Here is a 21,167-nt window from a genome sequence, read left to right as displayed (position 1 = left end):
ATAATGTATGAAGGCTTAACGAATATTGGAATAAGTTATGTATTTTATGTAAATATGTGGGCTAAGAGAACATTTTAACTTAAAGAATTAGATTTACAAGGAGAATAGTTATGGTAAGTGATAACGCAAGAAGCGGTATGCAGCAGGCACCTGCACGAAGCCTTTTTAATGCACTTGGCTTCACAGCAGAAGAGATGAAGAAACCTATGATTGGTATCGTAAGTTCATATAATGAAATAGTACCAGGTCATATGAATATTGATAAGATTGTTAATGCAGTTAAGCTAGGAGTAGCAGAAGCTGGTGGTGTTCCAGTAGTATTCCCAGCTATCGCTGTGTGTGATGGTATTGCTATGGGACACGTTGGTATGAAGTACTCTTTAGTAACAAGAGATTTAATAGCTGACTCAACAGAATGTATGGCTATTGCACATCAGTTTGACGGACTTGTTATGGTACCTAACTGTGATAAGAACGTTCCGGGACTTCTTATGGCAGCAGCAAGACTTAACCTTCCTACAGTATTTGTATCAGGTGGTCCTATGCTTGCAGGTCACGTAAAGGGTAAGAAGAGAAGTCTTTCATCTATGTTTGAGGCAGTTGGTTCATATGCGGCTGGAACAATGACAGAAGAAGATGTTCTTGAATTTGAGGAAAAGGTATGTCCTACTTGTGGTTCTTGCTCAGGTATGTATACAGCTAACTCTATGAACTGTCTTACAGAAGCTCTTGGTATGGGACTTCGTGGGAATGGAACAATCCCAGCCGTATATTCAGAGAGAATTAAGCTTGCTAAGCACGCTGGTATGGCTGTTATGGATATGGTTAATAAGGGTATTACAGCAAGAGATATTATCACAAAGGATTCTATTATGAATGCACTTACTGTTGATATGGCACTTGGCTGTTCAACAAATAGTATGTTACATCTTCCAGCTATTGCACACGAGATTGGTTTTGATTTTGATATTAAGTTCGCTAATCCAATAAGCGAAAAGACACCTAACCTCTGCCACCTTGCACCAGCAGGTCCTACATATATGGAAGATCTTAATGAAGCCGGTGGTGTATATGCAGTTATGAAGGAGCTTGCTGATATTGGACTTCTTAATACAGATTGTATGACAGTATCAGGAAAGACAATTGGTGAGTGCATTGCTACGGCTTATAATAAAGATGAAGAAGTCATAAGACCAGTTGATAAGCCATATAGTAAGACAGGAGGTCTTGCAGTTCTTTCTGGTAACCTTGCACCAGATGGTTCAGTTGTGAAGCGCTCAGCAGTTGTTGATGAAATGCTTGTACACGAAGGTCCAGCAAGAGTATTTGACTGTGAAGAAGATGCTATTGCAGCTATCAAGGGCGGAAAGATTGTACCTGGTGATGTTGTTGTTATCAGATATGAAGGCCCTAAGGGTGGCCCTGGTATGAGAGAAATGCTTAACCCAACATCAGCTATTGCTGGTATGGGACTTGGTTCATCAGTTGCACTTATTACAGATGGACGTTTCTCAGGTGCAAGCCGTGGTGCTTCTATTGGACACGTTTCACCAGAAGCAGCAGTAGGCGGTCCTATTGCTTTAGTAGAGGAAGGCGATATCATAAGCATTGATATTCCAGGCTTAAAGCTTGAACTTAAAGTTTCTGATGAAGAACTTGCCGCAAGAAAAGCAAAATGGCAGCCAAGAGAACCTAAGGTAACAACAGGATATCTTAAGAGATATGCTTCAATGGTTACATCAGGTAACAGAGGTGCTGTTTTAAAGACACCAGAGGCATAATAAGTATATTTAGATAAAATAGAATGATAAATATAATGAAAGGAAGACAGACTAATGATATTAAATGGTTCAGAGATTATAGTTGAATGCTTAAAAGAACAGGGTGTAGATACTGTATTTGGATACCCAGGTGGAGCCATTCTTAACGTCTATGATGCGTTATATAAGCACTCAGATGAGATAACACATATCCTTACATCTCACGAACAGGGTGCATCTCACGCCGCAGACGGATATGCGAGAGCAACAGGAAAGGTTGGTGTATGTTTTGCGACATCAGGACCTGGTGCCACTAATCTTGTAACAGGTATTGCAACAGCTATGATGGATTCAATTCCAATCGTTGCCATTACATGTAATGTTACACTTCCACTCCTTGGAAGAGATAGTTTTCAGGAAGTAGATATAGCTGGAATAGTTATGCCGATTACTAAGCACAGCTTTATTGTAAAAGATGTAAAGGATCTTGCTGCTACATTAAGAAGAGCCTTTAAGATAGCTAAGGAAGGACGTCCGGGTCCTGTTCTTGTTGATATAACTAAAGATGCAACAGCTAATGAGTGTGATTACATTAAAGAAACTCCTAAGCCAATTGAGAGAGTTACAGATACAATCACAGAAGAAGATGTAGAAAATGCAGTTGCTATGATTAAGGCCGCTAAGAAGCCATATGTATTTGTCGGCGGCGGAGTTATTGCATCAGAAGCTTCGGATGAATTAAGAAAATTCGTTAAAAAGATAGATGCACCTGTATGCGATACACTTATGGGTAAAGGTGCATTTGATGGTTCAGATCCTCATTATACAGGTATGCTTGGTATGCACGGAACTAAGACATCTAACTTTGGTGTGTCAGAATGTGACCTTCTTATTACAATCGGTGCAAGATTTTCTGACAGGGTTACAGGAAATACAAAGAAATTTGCAAAGAATGCGAAAATTCTTCAGTTTGATGTAGATGCGGCTGAGGTTAATAAGAATATACATACAGATGCTTCTGTAATAGGTGATGCGGCTGAGATACTAAAGAGAGTTAATGCCAAGCTTGAGCAGTCAGAGCATACAGAATGGATGGAACATATCAAAAATTATGAAGAAAAGTTCCCTATGAAGTATAGAAAAGATGTTCTTAATGGACCATATATTATGGAAAAGATATATGAGATTACTAACGGAGATGCAATTATATCTACAGATGTAGGACAGCACCAGATGTGGGCTGCACAGCATTATAAGTTCAAAAGTCCAAGAACACTTCTTACATCAGGTGGACTTGGCACAATGGGATATGGACTTGGTGCAAGCATAGGTGCTAAGGTTGGCTGTCGTGATAAGGTTGTTATTAATATAGCAGGAGATGGCTGTTTCCGTATGAATATGAATGAGATTGCAACAGCTACACGTTACAATATTCCAATAATCGAGGTTATATTTAATAATCACGTTCTTGGTATGGTACGCCAGTGGCAGGATCTTTTCTATGGACAGCGTTATTCTGCAACAGTACTTAACGATCAGGTTGATTTTGTTAAGGTATCAGAAGGTATGGGAGCTAAGGCATACCGTGTAGCAGATATAGAAAGCTTTGAGAAGGCTCTTAAAGAAGCTATCGAGCTTAATATACCTTGCGTCATTGAATGTGATATATGCAAAGATGATAAGGTATTCCCTATGGTTGCACCTGGAGCACCTATATCAGAAGCATTTGACAGAGATGATCTTAATAAAAAGGAGAGTGCTAATTAAGCATCAGCCTTTTGGTATTAAAAAAAGTACAGCAAATACTTTATTATGATAAAATATTAACTTGACAGAGCGATTTAGCAGGAATAGAATAAATGTTAATAAATTTTTAATATATTAAGTTATTTTGAATATATTTACTTATGATTAAATGTTTATGATTAATTATTGAAATGAATCAGGAGGAAGAGAAAGTGGCAAGAGTTTATAACTTTAGTGCAGGTCCAGCAGTATTACCCGAAGAAGTATTAAGGGAAGCAGCAGATGAGATGTTAGATTACCAGGGTTCTGGTCAGTCGGTTATGGAGATGAGCCATCGTTCCAAGGTTTACGATAACATCATCAAAGAAGCTGAAAAAGACTTAAGAGAGCTTATGAATATACCTGACAATTATAAGGTATTATTCCTTCAGGGTGGTGCATCGCAGTTCTTCGCAGAAGTTCCAATGAACCTTATGAAGAACAAAAAAGCAGCTTATATTATCACTGGCCAGTGGGCTAAGAAAGCATTTAATGAAGCTAAAATCTATGGTGAGGCTGTTGCTGTAGCTTCCTCAGAGGATAAGACATATTCATACATACCAGATTGTTCAGATCTTGATATTCCAGAGGATGCAGATTATGTATACATCTGTGAGAACAACACAATATATGGAACAAAGTATAAGACACTCCCTAATACTAAGGGACATATACTTGTATCAGATGTTTCATCTTGTTTCTTATCAGAACCAATTGATGTAACAAAATATGGTGTAGTATACGGCGGAGTTCAGAAGAATATCGGACCTGCTGGTGTTGTTATTGCAATTATCAGAGAAGACCTTATAACAGATGATGTACTTCCTGGAACACCAACTATGTTAAAGTGGAAGACACAGGCAGATGCAGATTCTCTTTATAATACACCTCCTTGCTACAATATCTATATCTGCGGCAAGGTATTTAAGTGGATTAAGAAGATGGGTGGACTTTCAGCTATGAAAGAACACAATGAAAAGAAGGCTAAAATTCTTTATGATTTCCTTGATGAGTCTAAGATGTTTAAGGGAACAGTTGTTAAGGAAGACCGTTCACTTATGAATGTTCCTTTCGTAACAGGTGATAAAGAACTTGATGCTAAATTTGTTAAAGAAGCAGAAGCGGCTGGATTTGTAAATCTTAAGGGTCACAGAACAGTTGGCGGTATGAGAGCTTCTATCTATAATGCAATGCCAATCGAAGGCGTTGAGAAGTTAGTTGAATTTATGAAGAAGTTCGAAAAGGAGAATGCCTAATGATTAACGTAAATTGTCTTAATAATATAGCTTCTGTAGGTCTTGACCTTTTCTCAAGCGATTATAATGCTAATGCAGCATTTGAAGAAGCGGATGCAGTACTTGTAAGAAGTGCTAAGATGCACGATATGGAATTACCAGATAATCTTCTTGCTATAGCAAGAGCTGGAGCTGGTGTTAATAATATTCCACTTGATAAATGTGCAGATAAGGGTATCGTTGTATTTAATACACCAGGTGCTAATGCTAATGCGGTTAAGGAACACGTTCTTGCAGCTTTACTTTTAGCTTCAAGAGATTTACTTGGCGGTATCAAGTGGGTAGAAGATAATAAAGATGATGCGGATATTGCAAAGTCAGCAGAAAAGGCTAAGAAAGCATTCGCTGGTAAGGAAATCAAAGGCAAGAAGCTTGGTGTTATCGGACTTGGTGCTATCGGACAGTTAGTTGCTAATGCAGCTATAAGCCTTGGAATGGAAGTATATGGATATGACCCATATCTTTCAGTTAATGCAGCCTGGAATCTTTCAAGCGAAGTTAAGCATATTGTTAATGTTGAGGATATATACAAGGAATGTGATTATATCACAATCCATGTGCCAGCACTTGATAGTACTAAGGGCATGATTAATAAGGCAGCATTTGATATGATGAAGAAGGGTACAGTCGTTGTTAATTGTGCAAGAGATGTACTTGTTGATGAGCCAGCTATTCTTGATGCTATTAAGTCTGGCAAGGTTGCTAAGTATGTTACAGATTTTCCTAATACAACAACAGCAGGTCAGGAAGGTGTTATTGTACTTCCTCATCTTGGTGCTTCAACTGAAGAAGCAGAGGATAACTGTGCTGTTATGGCAGTTAAGGAATTAAGAAACTACATAGAGAACGGTAATATTGTTAATTCTGTTAATTATCCTAACTGTGATTGTGGCGTATGTACATCAGCAGGAAGAGTTACAGTATGCCATAAGAATGTTCCAGCAATCATAAGCAAGCTTACAAGCGTTATGGGTGATGCAGGTATTAATATCGAATCTATGGATAACAAGTCAAGAGGAGATTATGCTTACTCTGTTCTTGATACAGGTTCAGCTATCACAGAAGATGTAACAGCTAAGCTTTCAGCTATAGATGGTGTTATTAAGGTAAGAGTTGTTAAGTAATTATAGAATTTAATAGCAGTTTGTTCTTGTTTTGATAATTAAGAATGATAAATGTTATATATTTTATTTTGGCAGGTGTGAAATTCGTTTTGCACCTGCTTTTTTTCTGCATAGTAGTGTGAAATGCCGAAATCGTTTCTGCTTGCATAATAGTGCGTGGCGGTATAATATTAGATTAAGTTAATTGTATGGTGTATTTATAGTGATATCGTGTATTATATGGATAATAAGGTGTTTAGTTGTAAAAGTTTGCAGGACAGCACATTGTATTAAGAATTGTATGTAAAATATGGTATTTGTGTTAGTTTGTTAAAGAAATAACCTTTGTTGTCAATTATTAATGGTAATGTTACACTATAATAGTTTGGATATAGAAGAAAGCTGCAATGATGATATCAGATTATATATTGATATTAAATGATACATTGGTGTCTAATTATATATTGATATTAAGAGGTATATTGATGTCGGATTGCAGATTGAAAGCAGTAATATTATTATAGAAAGCGAGGTCTATTTATTAGTGAGTAGATTAACGATATTAACTAAAGATAAGGCTCAGGTTACGATGGAGTCTTTATATCAGGATCTTGAAAGACGAATTGTAGCCAGTCCTCCTGGGCTTTGTCCAGTTGACCTTACAAGGTCATTTATAAAAATGTGTCTTGCACAGTCGTGTGGTAAATGTGTTCCCTGCCGTGTAGGATTAAGACAGCTTGCAAGACTTTTTGATAATGTTCTTGATGGTGAGGCAAATGAGGAGACAGTAGAGAATATTAAGCTTACAGCAGAAGGTATATATTATTCAGCAGACTGTGCAATAGGATATGAAGCTGCAAAGCTTGCATTAAAGTCAGTTGATGGCTGTATAGATGATTTTGAATCACATATACATAATGGTTTCTGTTCATGCAACAGTAACCAGCCGGTTGCTTGTGTTAAGTCATGTCCTGCAGGTGTTGATATTCCAGGTTACATAGCACTTGTACAGCAGGGAAGATATGCTGATGCGGTAAGACTTATAAGAAGGGATAACCCAATGCCAACAACCTGTGCTTATATATGTGAGCACCCTTGTGAGAACAGATGTAAAAGAACAATTATAGATGCACCTGTTAATATCCGTGGACTTAAGAAAATGGCTGTTGATAATTCAGGTATTGTTCCGGTTCCAGAATGTGAAGCACCGACAGGCAAGAAGGTTGCTATTATCGGTGGCGGACCGGGTGGTCTTAGTGCGGCTTATTATCTTGCACTTATGGGACATAAGGTTACTATATTTGAGCAGAGAAAGCAGCTTGGCGGAATGTTACGATATGGTATTCCTAATTATAGATTTCCAAGAAAGAAGCTTGACGAGGAAATTGACTCAATACTTTCAACAGGAATAGAAGTTAAGAAGAATATAAGCGTAGGAAAGGATATATCATTTGATGATATAACCAAAGAATACGATGCTACATACATATCAATTGGAGCACACGCTGATAAAAAGATTGGTATAGAAGGCGAGGATGCCAAGAGCGGCATTACATCTGCTGTAGAGATGCTTCGTGCTATCGGTGATGGAGATATGCCAGATTATACAGGCAAGAAGGTTATCGTTATCGGTGGTGGTAACGTGGCAATGGACGTTGCCCGTTCTTCAATAAGACTTGGTGCGAGCAAGGTAAGCATTGTATACAGAAGACGTAAAGCAGATATGACTGCCCTTGAAGAAGAAGTTGAGGGTGCAGAGGCGGAAGGCTGTGATGTTCTTGAACTTATGTCACCAGTGCGTATTAAGCAGGACGAAGAAGGTAATGCTATAGGACTTATTGTAAAGCCACAGATGATATCAAGGGTTTCACACGGACGACCAGCTCCTAAGGCAGCGGCTAAAGATGAGGTTTTATTAGAAAGTGACCTTATAGTTGTTGCTATCGGACAAGGTATAGAGACTAAGAGCTTCGAGGAACACGGTATTAAGGTTCAGAGAGGTGTTATATCAGCACTTAATACAGGTAATATTACACCACAGGACGGAGAAATGTCTGAGGGTGTCTTTGCAGGTGGTGACTGTGTAACTGGACCAGCGACAGTTATTAAGGCTATTGCGGCAGGTAAAGTTGCGGCGGCTAATATAGATGAATATTTAGGATTTAACCATGAGATTACATGTGATGTTGAAATTCCGTATGCAAGCAATGAAGATAAGGTTGCCTGTGGAAGAGTTGAGGTTGCGTTAAGAGATGCGGCAGAAAGAAAGAATGATTTTGAGCCAATCGAATATGGATTTTCTTGTGAGGAAGCGTGTCAGGAGGCTGGGCGCTGTCTAAGATGTGACCATTTTGGATTTGGAGCATTCAGAGGAGGCAGAGAAGAACAATGGTAAATGCAACAATTAATGGTATAGCTATATCAGTAGAAGATGGTACAACTATCCTTGAAGCTGCAAGAAAAGTAGGCGTTGAGATACCTACACTCTGCTATCTTAAGGAAGTTAATGAAATAGGTGCGTGCCGTGTGTGCGTTGTTGAGGTTGAGGGACAGGACAGATGTGTTACGGCGTGCAATAATGTTGTTCAGGAAGGTATGGTTATCCGTACTAACACAAGAAAGGTACGTACAACAAGAAAGACTAATGTTAAGTTTATACTTTCACAGCACGATTATGAATGTGCTTCCTGTGTAAGAAGCGGTAACTGTACATTACAGTCACTTGCCAATGAACTTAATATATCTGAGATGCCTTATGACTCTATTCTTGAAAAGAATAAATGGGATAAGACATTTCCACTTATAAGAGAGAATAACAAATGTATTAAATGTATGCGTTGTGTGCAGATATGTGATAATGTTCAGGGTATGCACGTATGGGACGTAGTTAATACAGGTTCAAGAACAACTGTGAATGTGGCTAAGAACAGACTTATTCAGGAGACTAACTGTACTCTATGTGGACAGTGCGTTGTGAACTGTCCAGTAGGTGCATTAAGGGAAAGAGATGATGTAGGCCGTGTTCTTGATGCAGTTGAAGATGAGAATATTATAACAGTCGTTCAGATAGCCCCAGCTGTAAGAACAGCGTGGGGTGAAGGCTTTGGACTTTCTAAAGATTTCGCAACAGCCAAAAGACTTGTTGCAGGACTTAGAAGGATTGGCTTTGATTACATATTTGATACAACATTTTCAGCAGATCTTACTATTATGGAGGAGGGAAGCGAACTTCTTGAAAGACTTCCAGAGATTAAGGAGTCAGGACTTCCAATGTTTACATCGTGCTGTCCGGGCTGGGTCAACTTTATAAAGAAGGAATATCCTCAGTATGTGGACAGGCTTTCAACAGCAAAGTCACCACAGCAGATGTTTGGAGCGGTTACTAAGTCATATTATGCAGAAAAGCTGGGCGTAGAGCCTGAAAGAATATTCTGTGTATCACTTATGCCTTGTCTTGCCAAGAAAGATGAATGTACATGGGATAATGGTAAAGATGTTGATGCGGTTCTTACTACAAGAGAAGTGGAACGTATGTTAAAGTCTTTCTTTATAAAAGTTCAGGAACTTGAGGAAGAAGAATTTGACGACCCATTAGGTGTAGGAAGCGGAGCAGGTGTTATATTTGGTGCTACAGGCGGAGTTATGGAAGCCGCACTTAGAAGTGCTTATTACCTTGTTAATAAGACTAATCCAGAACCTGATGCTTTCCAGTGTGTAAGAGGTCTTGACGGCTGGAAGGAAGCTAAGTTTACAATTAATGGCAATATACTTAAGGTTGCGGTTGCAAGCAGTCTTTCTAATGCAAGAAAGCTTATGGAAGCTATTGCAACAGGCAAGGCACATTATGACTTTGTTGAAGTTATGGCTTGTCCTGGTGGATGTATTAATGGTGGTGGACAGCCTATTAAAGATGATGATAACAAAGTAGCCAATAGAAGCAAGGTGCTTTATGGACTTGATAAAGTGAATAATCTCAGATTTTCACACGAAAATCCATCAGTAATGCAGTGCTACAAAGATTATTTTGGTGAGCCATTATCACACAAGGCACATGAATTATTACATATCAGCCATTAGGTAAAGTGACACTACCTGTGTATTTGTATAATATGTTATACGAATTATTGATATACAATGTTAGTATGAATAAGATAATTAAGTATAAAATAAGATAAAGCCCTGTTATGCAGGGCAGATTGGAGGCAGTATGGCAGTTATTAAAGCATTTGAGTGTATAAGACCTGATGAAAAGGTTGCAGACAGAGTGGCGGCACTTCCTTATGATGTATACAACAGAGAGGAAGCGTTAAAGGAAGTAGAACGTGAGCCATTGTCATTTCTTGCGATAGACAGGGCTGAGACACAGTTTGACAGCAGTGTAGATACATATGCAGACTGTGTGTATGACAAGGCAAGGGAGCTTTTGGATAGCAGAATTGCAGATGGTACATTTATTACTGATACAGATAAGGCATATTATGTGTATGAGCTTACAATGAATGGCAGAACACAGACAGGAATAGCTGCCTGTGCTTCCATAGATGATTATAATAACAATATTATTAAAAAGCACGAGAATACAAGGGCTGATAAGGAACAGGACAGAATTAACCACGTTGACAGATGTTCTGCACAGACAGGACCTATATTCCTTGCTTACAGGGCTGATGAGGTTATAAGAAACGAAGTAGCCAAAGCCAAGGAAACAAAGCCGCTCTACAGTTTTACCTCACCAGACGGTATAAGACATCAGGTGTATAAGATTTCAAATGCACAGTCAGTAGAAAATATTGAGAAAGCATTTGCAGGAATAGATGATATTTACATAGCAGATGGACATCATAGGGCGGCATCAGCAGTTAAGGTTGGTTTAAAGAGAAGGGAAGAACACCCTGATTATACAGGTGAGGAGGAATTTAATTATTTCCTTTCAGTTCTTTTCCCAGATGAAGAACTTATGATAATGCCTTATAACAGAGTTGTAAAAGACCTTAATGGTTACAGTAAAGAAGAATTTATTAAGAAGATAGAAGAAAAGTTTGAAATAGAAGAAAGTGCTGCAGCAGTAGAACCGGCTTATAAGGCGGAATTTGGAATGTATCTTGATGAGAAGTGGTATAAGCTTAAGGCTAAGAAGGATATATTATCAGATGATCCTGTAGATGGGCTTGATGTTGCAATACTTCAGAATAACCTGTTAGAGCCTGTACTTGGTATACATGACCCTAAGACGGACAAGAGAATTGATTTTGTTGGCGGAATAAGAGGACTTTTGGAGCTTGAGAAAAGATGTCATACTGATTGCGTGCTGGCATTTTCAATGTATCCAACTTCCATAGCAGAGCTTTTTGCAGTAGCCGATGCGGGCAGGCTTATGCCACCAAAGTCTACATGGTTTGAGCCAAAGTTAAGAAGTGGATTGTTTATACATAAGATTGAAGAATAAGTATATGGTTCAAAATAGATGTAAAGAATATAGAATGGAAAAGAGGATTATTATGTTACATAAAGTATACGATATTGAACTTCCATATGAGGAACTTGGGTTAAAGACACCGGATAAAAAAGCAACAATAACAACATATATTAAAGAAATGTACCCGGATTATCAGGACCCATTTAACAGACCACTTGTTATAATATGTCCAGGTGGTGGATATGACCATCATTCACCAAGAGAAGGCGAGTCTATGGCTATTAAAATGCTGGATCTTGGGTATAATGCGGTAGTATTAAGATACAGCCTTGCACCATATGTATATCCGACACAGGTATATGAAGCGGCTTATACAGTTAAGTGGGTAAGGGATCACGCTAAGGAATGGGATGTTAATCCTGACAGAATTATACTTGCAGGCTTCTCAGCTGGAGGACATCTTGCGGCATGTCTTGGTACTATGTGGAGTGGTGATATGGTTGCATCATTTGCAAAAAAATATCTGGGATGTGATAAGGAATATGTAAGACCAGATGGACTTCTTTTAGGTTATCCTGTAATAACAGCTGGGGAAAATTCACATAGGGGTTCGTTTGTAAAGCTGCTTGGTGAAAACTATGATAAATATATAGATGATATATCATTAGAGAATAAGGTGTCTAAAGATACACCGGAAAGCTTTGTATGGCATACATTTGATGATAATTCTGTTCCATTAGAGAATTCACTTTTGTTTGTAGAAGCATTAAGAAAGAATAATGTTAAGTTTGAATATCACGTATTTCCAGATGGCTGTCATGGATTGGGACTTGGAACTAAAGAAACTGCTACAAAGGGTGGCAAACATTATCAGCCGGAAGTATATGAATGGACTAAGTTGTTTGAACAGTGGATGAACCGTATGGCATAAGAAACAGCCATAGAAATGGAGAAGGGTATGGATAATAAGTTATATAAGCTTATGGACTGGCCTGCGATTGAAGAAATTGTGTATTCGGAAAGCAGTCAGCCTTGCAGTATATTAGGCGGCCACCTTGTAAAAGAGGGGTATCTTATACAGGTGTTCAGACCGGATGCTGTATCTGTAAGTGTATCAGTAAGTGAAAGAAAAAGAGCCATACAACTTGAAAAAGTTGATGATGCTGGATTTTTTGCGGCATTAATACCGATTAAGAAAAATGTTAAATATGTTCTTAATATTGAAGATAAGAATGGGCATATTACAAGATTACGTGACCCATATTCATTTGGCAGATTTGATAAGTCAGAAGTTATATTCAACAAGTTCGCAGCAGGAACTGAATACAATGCATATAACCTTCTTGGTAATAAGGTATGCGAAAAAGACGGCATTTCAGGTGTGCTTTTTAGAACATGGGCACCTAATGCGTTACGAGTAAGTGTTGTAGGCGAATTTAATAGCTGGGATGGAAGGATATACCAGATGGAGCGTATTACCGACAATGGTATATATGAAATATTCATTCCACAACTTGAAGCTGGACAGGAATATATGTATGAGATAAAGTTCAAAGGTACTAATACTGTATTAAAGCTTGATCCGTATGCCAGACAGATTACACAGTACGCAGATGCACACTCTGTAACAGGTGAGCCACAGGCTGTACAAGATAATGTTAAATGGGTAAAGCAAAGAAAACAGATAAAGGGTGTTAATAAGCCTTTGTCTATACTTGAGATTGCATATGATAATATTCCTGTGAATAAGGCTAAGGTTAATTATATGGATATAGCCAGATATATTACAGAGTATGTTAAAGATACAGGATATACTTATGTTCTTATAAAGGGCAGTGACAGTATTTTTGAAAAGACAGGTTATTGTTATGGTGCATCAGGTTATTATGCACCATCATCACAGTATGGAACAGCTACAGATTTCAAGCATATGATTAAGGAACTTCATAATAACGGAATAGGTGTAATTATTGATTTTAATGTAGCTTATTTTGGCATTGATATAAGAAGTATAGTTAATTATGATGGTGGTGACTGTTATGGTTATCTTAAGCCAAGGATAATTGAAAAGCCTCAGATGAATATAACAACATTTGACTATGAGAAGGGCGAGGTAAGAAGCTTCCTTATATCAGCTATAGCTATGTGGCTTGATGAATATAATATAGACGGAATTAAGATTACAGACACAGCAACGATGTTATATCTTGATTATGGCAAGAATCCTGGCGAATGGACGCCTAATATGTATGGCGGCAATGAAAATCTTGATGCCATAGAATTCATAAAGCAGATGAATGAATATGTCCATAAGAGAAATGACGGCGTGATAACTATAGCAGATGAAAAGAGCTTGTGGTCAGACGTTACACGAAATAATGATAATGAGGACAGTCTTGGTTTTGATTATAAGTTAAATGATGGCTTTAATGAGGAATTCTTTGAGTTTGTAAAGCAGGATCCATTGTTTAGAAAGGGAATGTATAACAGGGTTACTTATGAAATGTTATATCATTATAAGGAACATTTTATTACCAACCTTACTTACGAGGCATTAAAAGATGATACTTTATATGCAATGGTATCTGGCAATGACGATAAGCAGAGACTTTCTGATATAAGGGCAGTATTAGGATATATATATACTTACCCAGGACCAGTATGTGTGTCTTATGGCAATGATACAGGTGCATTAGTGTCTGTAGATGATGATAAAATGCAGATTTTAAGCAGACTTGAAGAACCGGCGTATAAGCAGATGAAAGCATATATAAAGGCACTCAACACATTGTATACAACAGATAATTCAATGTATGAGGCAGACAGCTCATCAGATGGTTTTGAGTGGGTTGATAATTATAATGCAGAATTAACAGTTTATTCATATGCAAGATATTCGTCAGATAATGATATGGACATAGTGGCAGTTAATTTCACTCCGGTTGAAAGAAAGGCTTATGAGTTAAATGTACCTAAGGATGGAAAGTACAAGCTTGTATTTAACAGTGACAATGAGGAATATGGCGGTGATGGCAAGGTGGAAGCTGTTGTTGTGAAGTCAGCGGTTGAAGCTGACAGCAATGATAGGTATAAGATGTTTGTTGATATACCAGCATCAGCAATGGTTGTATATAAGTATGAACCATATACTGATATTGAGATTAAAGAAATCCAGATTAAAAATGAAGCTAAGGCGGCTAAGGTTGAAGCAGAAAAAAGAGTTGATTTAGCAAGAGAACTTGCTGATAAGGCGGAAGAAGAGGCTGTGAGGGCGGCAAATGCTGAGAAGGAAGCCAAGGAAAGCTTAAGGCTTGCACAGAATGCAAGAAAGGAAGCTGAGAAGAAAGCTTTAGAAGCAGTTAAGGAAAGCGAAAGAATAGACGAGGAAATGAAGCTTAGGTTAAGTCAGCTTAAAAAATAAACTGGAACATATGGGGACAGGACAGACATATAATCCTGACATTGGAAATTAAAAAACTGGATAGTATGAGAACCAGCAATATTATAAAGGAAGGAGAAAGTATATTAGTAAATATGAAAGATAAGGTGTTTACGATATACGCATATGTGTTATGGAGCAGATAACAAGTATAGTTGAACAGATTACACACTGGGGACTTACTGGAATATGGAAGATTTTATTCGCTATTATCATATGGTTTGTTGGTAAGAAAGTAATAGCACTTTGTATGAAATTCTTAAAGAAAGTATTTGATAAAGGAAGCTTAGACCCAGGTGTTGTTAATTTTACAATGTCAATAATAAGATTTGCACTTTATTCAGTGCTTATACTTATGGTTATTGATGAACTTGGAATACAGACAACTTCACTTGTAACTGTATTTGGTTCAGCAGCTCTTGCAATAGGTATGTCATTACAGGGTTCGCTTTCTAACTTTGCAGGCGGAGTGCTTATACTTATATTTAAGCCATTTAAGGTTGGTGACTATATAGTAGTTGGTAATCTTGAGGGAACTGTTAGAACTATAGAGCTTCTTTACACTAAGCTCACAACAGTTGATAACAAGGTGGTAATGCTTCCTAATGGTGCATTATCTAATTCTAATATTGTAAATGTGGGTGCTGAAGATAACAGACGTCTTGATATCGAGATGTCTATAGGTTACTCATCTGATTTAAAGCTTGCCAAGAATATATTAAGTGATATTCTTGCAGCTGATAATTCAATCCTTAAGGATAAGGAAGTGAAGGTTATAGTAAAGAGCCTTGATGAAAGTTGTGTGACACTTGAGACAAGAGCGTGGGTAAAGACAGAAGATTACTGGGATACAAGATTTGCACTTCTTGAAGAATACAAGTCGGAATTTGATAAGAACGGCATAGAAATTCCATTTAACCAGATGGACGTACATATTGTATAAATATTGTTGTATAAATATTGTGTGATAATATATTGTTATATGAATATATGTGTGCTATAATGTTGCCGGATGGGATGAAAGGTTCATATAGACTAACTTGAATTTCCTGTTCATATAAAGTAACTTATTGTATGTGGGATATTAATATGATATGAAGATTAATGGCTGAGTATCAGAATGGAGAATGAATTGAAGTTATCAGAAGAAAGACAGCAGCTTTTTAATTTTGTGCTTTCTGAATTAGAGCAGGAAGGCAATCTTGCACACGAGAAGAATGCTATACAGCACGGTTTAACAACAGTATATGAGCATAGTGTAGGTGTGGCAGGAGCAAGTCTTAAGCTTGCAGAATTCTTTCATTTAAAGGTGAATGAGAAAGCACTTATAAGAGGAGCACTTTTACACGATTATTTCTTATATGACTGGCACATAAAGAGAAAGGGACATCATTTCCACGGCTTTACACATCCTGCAACAGCACTAAGGAATGCAGAGAAGGAATATAATCTTGGCGATATAGAAAGAAATATAATCTCAAGACATATGTTTCCTCTTACGATAGTTCCACCTATGTGCAGGGAAGCCTGGCTTGTATGCCTTGCTGACAAGTATTGTGCAGTTAAGGAAACCTTCGCACCAGCGGTAGGTTACTAGAATGTATATATTAATTGGCAGAATAGACCAGTTAGTGAGCAGTTGAATTAAGATTAATACTTATAAATACTCCGGCAGTATGTTGCGTTTAAGCAGTGTACTGCCGGATTTTTTTGTTCCTTTATATAGTTGTATGGATATATTTAGAAGACAGAGTGATTTCATATAGTCATAAAGAATTAAGTCGTTGGGATATTAAGATTGCGAATGCCAGAATACACAGCAATATCACATTTTTTACTTATTTTTTACATCATTTGGTCACAATTTCCAAGTAATATACAATTGTTCACAGGAAAACGCGTTGTGAAGTAACTTGCAGAGGATATTAAGATGTGCAGGAAAGATTGGAGACCAGTGTATGGCAATTGAAGTATTTAACAGATATGAGAAAAAATATATACTTGATGAACACACTTTCAGAAGGCTGCTTGAACGAATAAATGATTATATGGAGCCGGATAAATATAATCTTAATGGACAATTTTATAGTATATGTAACATTTATTATGATACTGATGACAACAGGCTTATAAGAAGTTCAATTGAGAAGCCTGTATACAAGGAGAAACTCAGAATGAGAAGCTATGGTACTCCTTGTGGAGAAGACAGGGTATTTCTTGAGATTAAGAAGAAATATAATGGCATTGTTAATAAACGCAGAACATCAATTGTACTAAAAGACGCATATAAGTATATGGAAAGTGATGTGTATCCTGAGAGTGACACACAATGTATTAACACACAGGTGCTTAAAGAGATTGATTATTTTAAGAAAATGTATACATTAAAGCCAAAGGTATATCTTTCATATGACAGGTATGCTTATTTTGAAAAAAATGATGGTGATTTCAGAGTTACATTTGATACTAATATAACAACAAGGAGAGGCGATGTAAGGCTTGAGAGCGGAAGCTATGGCAATAAGCTTATTCCTGACAGATTGTATCTTATGGAGATTAAAATAAGCGGTGCAGTACCGATGTGGTTTACAAGATGTCTTTCGGATCTGCATATATATTCTGTTTCATTCTCTAAATATGGAACAGAATATAAAAGATATGTGCTTGAAGGTTATGATAAAGATACAGAGGAATTGAGTAACCAGATAGCACCTAATGAATATGCAAAGGAATACGGTAATGTATATGGCTGTCAGTATGGACAGTATGGAAAAAGTGCAATATGTATCTAATAATAAAAGTATAAATTAAAAGGAGCAATATTATGTTTGAATCAATATTTACATCAACAGCGGATAATTCAATAAATATCAGCCAGGCGGCAATATCTTTAGGTGCATCAATCGTAATCGGAGTTATTATTGCAATTGTATATATGTACATCAGCAAAAAAGAAGGTTACCAGAAGAATTTTATAATTGGTCTTTTAATGCTTCCAGCGGTTGTATCAGTCGTTATTCTTCTTGTGGGAAGCAATGTTGCAAGAGCATTTTCGATGGCAGGAGCATTTGCACTTGTAAGATTCAGAAGTGCACCGGGAAGTGCTAAGGATATTTCAATTGTGTTCTTTACAATGGCAGCAGGTCTTGCTTGTGGTCTTGGATATGTAACATTTGCAGCAGCATTTACAGCAGTTATGCTTTTGCTTTTAATACTTATATCAGCATTCGGTTTTGCAGATAGGAATGAAGGACGTAAGCAGCTTAAAATTGTTATTCCAGAAAGCCTTAACTATAATTCGGTATTTGATGATCTGTTTGATAAATACACGTCTGAGAACAGATTAAATAAAGTTAAGACAACTAATATGGGCACAATGTATGAGCTTACATATGAAATCAGATTAAAAAATGATGATGCAGAAAAAGATTTCATTGACGAATTAAGGGTAAGAAATGGAAATCTTAATATATCAGTAGGAATTATGCCAGAAAACAGCGTATCGGCATTGAATTAAATGTTGACATATTAAGTGGAAGATTATATAGTATAACAAATTAAACACCATTTGATGAATGATAGTATTATGTTATTCATCAGATGGTGGTTTTTGATTTTTCTCTTGTTTTATTTGGTGATATGTTATATTATAATAAGGTATACGAAAGGGACGTGGTAGATATGATAGATAATAATACACAATTTTTTAGAACACAGCCAGAAAAGACAATATCAGTAGAAGGAATACTTGAACAAGTATATCTTGCATTAAAAGAAAAAGGATATAACCCTGTTAACCAGATAGTAGGTTATATTATGTCAGGAGATCCAACATATATTACAAGTCATAACAATGCAAGAAGCCTTATTATGAAGGTAGAAAGAGATGAACTTGTAGAAGAGGTTATCAAGTACTTCATAGAGGGTAAGGGTTTATAATTAAGTTATGAGAATAATTGGATTGGATTATGGAACAAAGACAGTGGGCGTGGCGTTAAGCGATGCACTTGGCATTACAGCACAGCCTGTTGAGACAATCACAAGAAAAGAAGAGAATAAGCTTAGAAAGACATACGCCAGAATAGAAGCTATTATTGAAGAGAATGACGTTGAGAAGATAGTTGTCGGACTCCCTAAGAATATGAATAATACTGTAGGTGAGAGAGCTATAGCCTGTGAAGAGTTTGCTAAGAATCTTGAGAGAAGAACAGGGCTTGAAGTCATTATGTGGGACGAAAGACTTACAACAGTTTCAGCAGAGAAGGCACTTATGGAAAGCGGCGTAAGAAGAGAGAACAGAAAGGCAGTTATTGACCAGATTGCTGCTGTGTTTATATTACAAGGTTATCTTGACTGTCAGGCTAATGCAGGCAGGTAAATGAATTAATAAAGGTGGTTATAATTAATATGGAAAAGCTCACATTTGTTACAGATGATAACGAGAATGTTGAATTATATATTATTGAAGAGACAAGAGCGAATGGAGTTAATTATTTATTAGTAACAGATTCTTCTGATGAGGAAGATACAGATGCGGAATGTTACATTTTAAAAGACACATCAAGTGAAGCAGATGCAGATGCAGTATATGAATTTGTTGAGGACGATACAGAATTTGATGCAATCAGCAGAATATTTGCGGAACTTATGGATGATGATATTGAACTTATATAATTGAATAAAGAATGAGGTGCTTAATGAAAAAAGAAAATGTCGGTTCTGTTAAGGTGATTCCACTTGGAGGCCTTGAACAGATTGGAATGAACATAACTGCCATCGAATACGATGACAGTATTGTTGTTGTGGATTGCGGTTTAAGCTTTCCAGAAGAAGAAATGCTTGGTATTGACCTTATTATTCCAGATGTTACTTATCTTAAGGAGAATATTGATAAGGTTAAAGCATTTGTTATTACACATGGCCACGAGGATCACATCGGAGCAATTCCTTATGTATTAAAGGAAGTTAATGTTCCTATATATGCTACACGTCTTACAATGGGACTTATAGAGTCTAAGCTAAAAGAACATAATATGCTTCGTGAAGTTAAAAGAAAAGTTGTACGATATGGACAGTCAGTTACTCTTGGTGATTTCAGGGTGGAATTTATAAGAACTAACCACAGTATTGCAGATGCAGCTGCACTTGCAATATTCTCTCCAGCAGGTATTCTTGTCCATACAGGTGACTTTAAGGTTGATTATACACCAGTTAATGGTGAACCAATAGATTTACAGAGATTTGCAGAGCTTGGAAAGAAGGGCGTGCTTGCACTTATGTGCGATAGTACTAATGCTTTAAGACCGGGCTTTACAATGTCAGAGAGAACTGTAGGAAGTACATTTGACAAGATATTTAATGATAATAAGAACAGCAGAATTATAATTGCAACATTTGCTTCTAATGTAGACAGAGTACAGCAGATTATTAATGCGGCAGTTGCATATGGAAGAAAAGTATGCGTAGAAGGCCGTAGTATGGTCAATATTATAGATGTTGCTGAAGACCTTGGATATCTTCATATTCCAGATGGTACTCTTATAGAGACAGAGGCTATGAAGAATTACACACCTGAGCAGATTGTGCTTATTACAACAGGTAGTCAGGGAGAGTCAATGGCAGCCCTTTCAAGAATGGCAGCTAACCTTCATAGAAAGGTATCTATCCAGCCGGGCGACTGTGTTGTATTTTCATCAACACCTATTCCTGGTAATGAGAAGTCTGTAGCAAGAGTTATCAATGAACTTGGAATGAAGGGCGCTAAGGTTATATTCCAGGATACACATGTATCTGGACATGCCTGTCAGGAAGAGATAAAGCTTGTATATTCACTTCTTAAGCCAAAGTATGCTATACCAGTACACGGTGAATACAGACACCTTATAGCACAGAAGGAAGTTGCAATGTCACTTGGATATGATAAGGAAGATGTTATTATAGCCAAATCTGGTGATGTTATTGAACTTAGTGATGAGAAGGCTGCAATCGTTGGAAAGGTTCACACAGGAGCTATTCTTGTCGATGGACTTGGAGTTGGTGATGTAGGTAATATTGTATTAAGAGACAGACAGAATCTTGCAGAGAATGGTATTATAATTGTTGTTCTCACACTTGAGAAGTATACAGGACAGCTTGTTGCAGGACCGGATATTGTAACTCGAGGCTTTGTATATGTAAGAGAGGCAGAAGAACTGCTTGATGAGGCAAGAGCTATAGTTACAGATTCTGTTCTTAGATGTCTTGATAAGAATATCACTGACTGGAGTAAGATTAAGAACATTATCAAAGATGATCTCAGCGAATATTTGTGGAAGAAGATGAAGAGAAATCCAGTTATTCTTCCAATTATTATGGAAGCTCAGATGTAAT

At 37.2% G+C, this 21,167-nt stretch carries 17 protein-coding genes; all 17 read left to right on the top strand.

Translation table 11 applies throughout. The features are described 5' to 3' along the window. Positions 1-110 precede the first annotated feature (110 nt). The 17 genes from ilvD to BM157_RS02710 all read left to right on the top strand — a co-directional run bounded on the left by ilvD (position 111) and on the right by BM157_RS02710 (position 21,166). Positions 111-1,781 (top strand): dihydroxy-acid dehydratase, encoded by a 1,671-nt coding sequence (gene ilvD, locus BM157_RS02790; protein ID WP_022502746.1) that lies wholly within the window; start codon positions 111-113, stop codon positions 1,779-1,781. A gap of 54 nt (positions 1,782-1,835) precedes the next feature. Continuing rightward, positions 1,836-3,527: a biosynthetic-type acetolactate synthase large subunit gene (ilvB, locus tag BM157_RS02785; RefSeq protein WP_055174368.1), complete on the top strand. Its 1,692-nt coding sequence runs from the start codon at positions 1,836-1,838 to the stop codon at positions 3,525-3,527. A gap of 191 nt (positions 3,528-3,718) precedes the next feature. Then, the gene (gene serC / locus BM157_RS02780) at positions 3,719-4,801 is read left to right on the top strand and encodes a 3-phosphoserine/phosphohydroxythreonine transaminase (RefSeq protein ID WP_318255772.1); all 1,083 of its coding nucleotides are present in this window, start codon (positions 3,719-3,721) and stop codon (positions 4,799-4,801) included. After that, a complete protein-coding gene (locus BM157_RS02775; protein WP_090139856.1) occupies positions 4,801-5,964 on the top strand; it encodes a phosphoglycerate dehydrogenase in 1,164 nt (387 codons plus the stop codon). Before serC ends, BM157_RS02775 begins: the two co-directional genes overlap by 1 nt. A gap of 523 nt (positions 5,965-6,487) precedes the next feature. After that, complete coding sequence (locus BM157_RS02770; protein ID WP_022502742.1) at positions 6,488-8,338, top strand: NAD(P)-binding protein; 1,851 nt, start codon at positions 6,488-6,490, stop codon at positions 8,336-8,338. Next, entirely contained in the window at positions 8,332-10,020 is a 1,689-nt protein-coding gene (locus BM157_RS02765) for an NADH-dependent [FeFe] hydrogenase, group A6 (protein WP_055174371.1), read from the top strand. Before BM157_RS02770 ends, BM157_RS02765 begins: the two co-directional genes overlap by 7 nt. Before the next feature lie 130 nt (positions 10,021-10,150). Beyond that, complete coding sequence (locus BM157_RS02760; RefSeq protein WP_055307041.1) at positions 10,151-11,389, top strand: DUF1015 domain-containing protein; 1,239 nt, start codon at positions 10,151-10,153, stop codon at positions 11,387-11,389. A gap of 52 nt (positions 11,390-11,441) precedes the next feature. Beyond that, positions 11,442-12,290, top strand: coding sequence for an alpha/beta hydrolase (locus BM157_RS02755; protein ID WP_055307040.1), 849 nt, complete (start codon positions 11,442-11,444; stop codon positions 12,288-12,290). A 27-nt stretch (positions 12,291-12,317) separates the two neighbouring features. Then, a complete protein-coding gene (locus tag BM157_RS02750; protein ID WP_318255770.1) occupies positions 12,318-14,780 on the top strand; it encodes a GlgB N-terminal domain-containing protein in 2,463 nt (820 codons plus the stop codon). Between the two features lie 151 nt (positions 14,781-14,931). Continuing rightward, on the top strand, positions 14,932-15,741 hold the full coding sequence (locus BM157_RS02745) for a mechanosensitive ion channel family protein (protein WP_055174375.1): 810 nt from the start codon (positions 14,932-14,934) through the stop codon (positions 15,739-15,741). Positions 15,742-15,918: 177 nt separating this feature from the next. Beyond that, the gene (locus tag BM157_RS02740) at positions 15,919-16,395 is read left to right on the top strand and encodes an HD domain-containing protein (protein WP_055174376.1); all 477 of its coding nucleotides are present in this window, start codon (positions 15,919-15,921) and stop codon (positions 16,393-16,395) included. Positions 16,396-16,756: 361 nt separating this feature from the next. Next, a complete protein-coding gene (locus BM157_RS02735) occupies positions 16,757-17,590 on the top strand; it encodes a polyphosphate polymerase domain-containing protein (protein ID WP_090139851.1) in 834 nt (277 codons plus the stop codon). 32 nt (positions 17,591-17,622) lie between these two features. Continuing rightward, complete coding sequence (locus BM157_RS02730; protein ID WP_090139849.1) at positions 17,623-18,315, top strand: DUF4956 domain-containing protein; 693 nt, start codon at positions 17,623-17,625, stop codon at positions 18,313-18,315. Positions 18,316-18,479: 164 nt separating this feature from the next. Further along, positions 18,480-18,737 (top strand): IreB family regulatory phosphoprotein, encoded by a 258-nt coding sequence (locus BM157_RS02725; protein WP_055175014.1) that lies wholly within the window; start codon positions 18,480-18,482, stop codon positions 18,735-18,737. A 7-nt stretch (positions 18,738-18,744) separates the two neighbouring features. After that, positions 18,745-19,176, top strand: a complete 432-nt coding sequence (gene ruvX, locus BM157_RS02720; RefSeq protein WP_022502732.1) for a Holliday junction resolvase RuvX — start codon at positions 18,745-18,747, stop codon at positions 19,174-19,176. A gap of 29 nt (positions 19,177-19,205) precedes the next feature. Next, the gene (locus BM157_RS02715; RefSeq protein WP_055307037.1) at positions 19,206-19,472 is read left to right on the top strand and encodes a DUF1292 domain-containing protein; all 267 of its coding nucleotides are present in this window, start codon (positions 19,206-19,208) and stop codon (positions 19,470-19,472) included. A 23-nt stretch (positions 19,473-19,495) separates the two neighbouring features. Then, positions 19,496-21,166, top strand: a complete 1,671-nt coding sequence (locus BM157_RS02710; RefSeq protein ID WP_055174379.1) for a ribonuclease J — start codon at positions 19,496-19,498, stop codon at positions 21,164-21,166. Position 21,167 lies beyond the last annotated feature (1 nt).

Source organism: [Lactobacillus] rogosae, assembly GCA_900112995.1.
Lineage (GTDB): Bacteria > Bacillota > Clostridia > Lachnospirales > Lachnospiraceae > Lachnospira > Lachnospira rogosae.
The sequence above is the reverse complement of the archived record's forward strand: the minus strand, read 5'-3'. Positions and strand labels throughout refer to the sequence as shown.

Bases quoted from the DNA above. Each gene is read 5' to 3' on its own strand.
- ilvB (WP_055174368.1), top strand. From the start codon at position 1,836: ATGATATTAAATGGTTCAGAGATTATAGTTGAATGCTTAAAAGAACAG.
- ilvD (WP_022502746.1), top strand. From the start codon at position 111: ATGGTAAGTGATAACGCAAGAAGCGGTATGCAGCAGGCACCTGCACGA.
- BM157_RS02745 (WP_055174375.1), top strand. From the start codon at position 14,932: ATGGAGCAGATAACAAGTATAGTTGAACAGATTACACACTGGGGACTT.
- ruvX (WP_022502732.1), top strand. From the start codon at position 18,745: ATGAGAATAATTGGATTGGATTATGGAACAAAGACAGTGGGCGTGGCG.
- BM157_RS02710 (WP_055174379.1), top strand. From the start codon at position 19,496: ATGAAAAAAGAAAATGTCGGTTCTGTTAAGGTGATTCCACTTGGAGGC.
- BM157_RS02730 (WP_090139849.1), top strand. From the start codon at position 17,623: ATGTTTGAATCAATATTTACATCAACAGCGGATAATTCAATAAATATC.
- BM157_RS02760 (WP_055307041.1), top strand. From the start codon at position 10,151: ATGGCAGTTATTAAAGCATTTGAGTGTATAAGACCTGATGAAAAGGTT.
- BM157_RS02750 (WP_318255770.1), top strand. From the start codon at position 12,318: ATGGATAATAAGTTATATAAGCTTATGGACTGGCCTGCGATTGAAGAA.
- BM157_RS02715 (WP_055307037.1), top strand. From the start codon at position 19,206: ATGGAAAAGCTCACATTTGTTACAGATGATAACGAGAATGTTGAATTA.
- BM157_RS02755 (WP_055307040.1), top strand. From the start codon at position 11,442: ATGTTACATAAAGTATACGATATTGAACTTCCATATGAGGAACTTGGG.
- BM157_RS02735 (WP_090139851.1), top strand. From the start codon at position 16,757: ATGGCAATTGAAGTATTTAACAGATATGAGAAAAAATATATACTTGAT.
- BM157_RS02775 (WP_090139856.1), top strand. From the start codon at position 4,801: ATGATTAACGTAAATTGTCTTAATAATATAGCTTCTGTAGGTCTTGAC.
- BM157_RS02740 (WP_055174376.1), top strand. From the start codon at position 15,919: ATGGAGAATGAATTGAAGTTATCAGAAGAAAGACAGCAGCTTTTTAAT.
- BM157_RS02725 (WP_055175014.1), top strand. From the start codon at position 18,480: ATGATAGATAATAATACACAATTTTTTAGAACACAGCCAGAAAAGACA.
- BM157_RS02765 (WP_055174371.1), top strand. From the start codon at position 8,332: ATGGTAAATGCAACAATTAATGGTATAGCTATATCAGTAGAAGATGGT.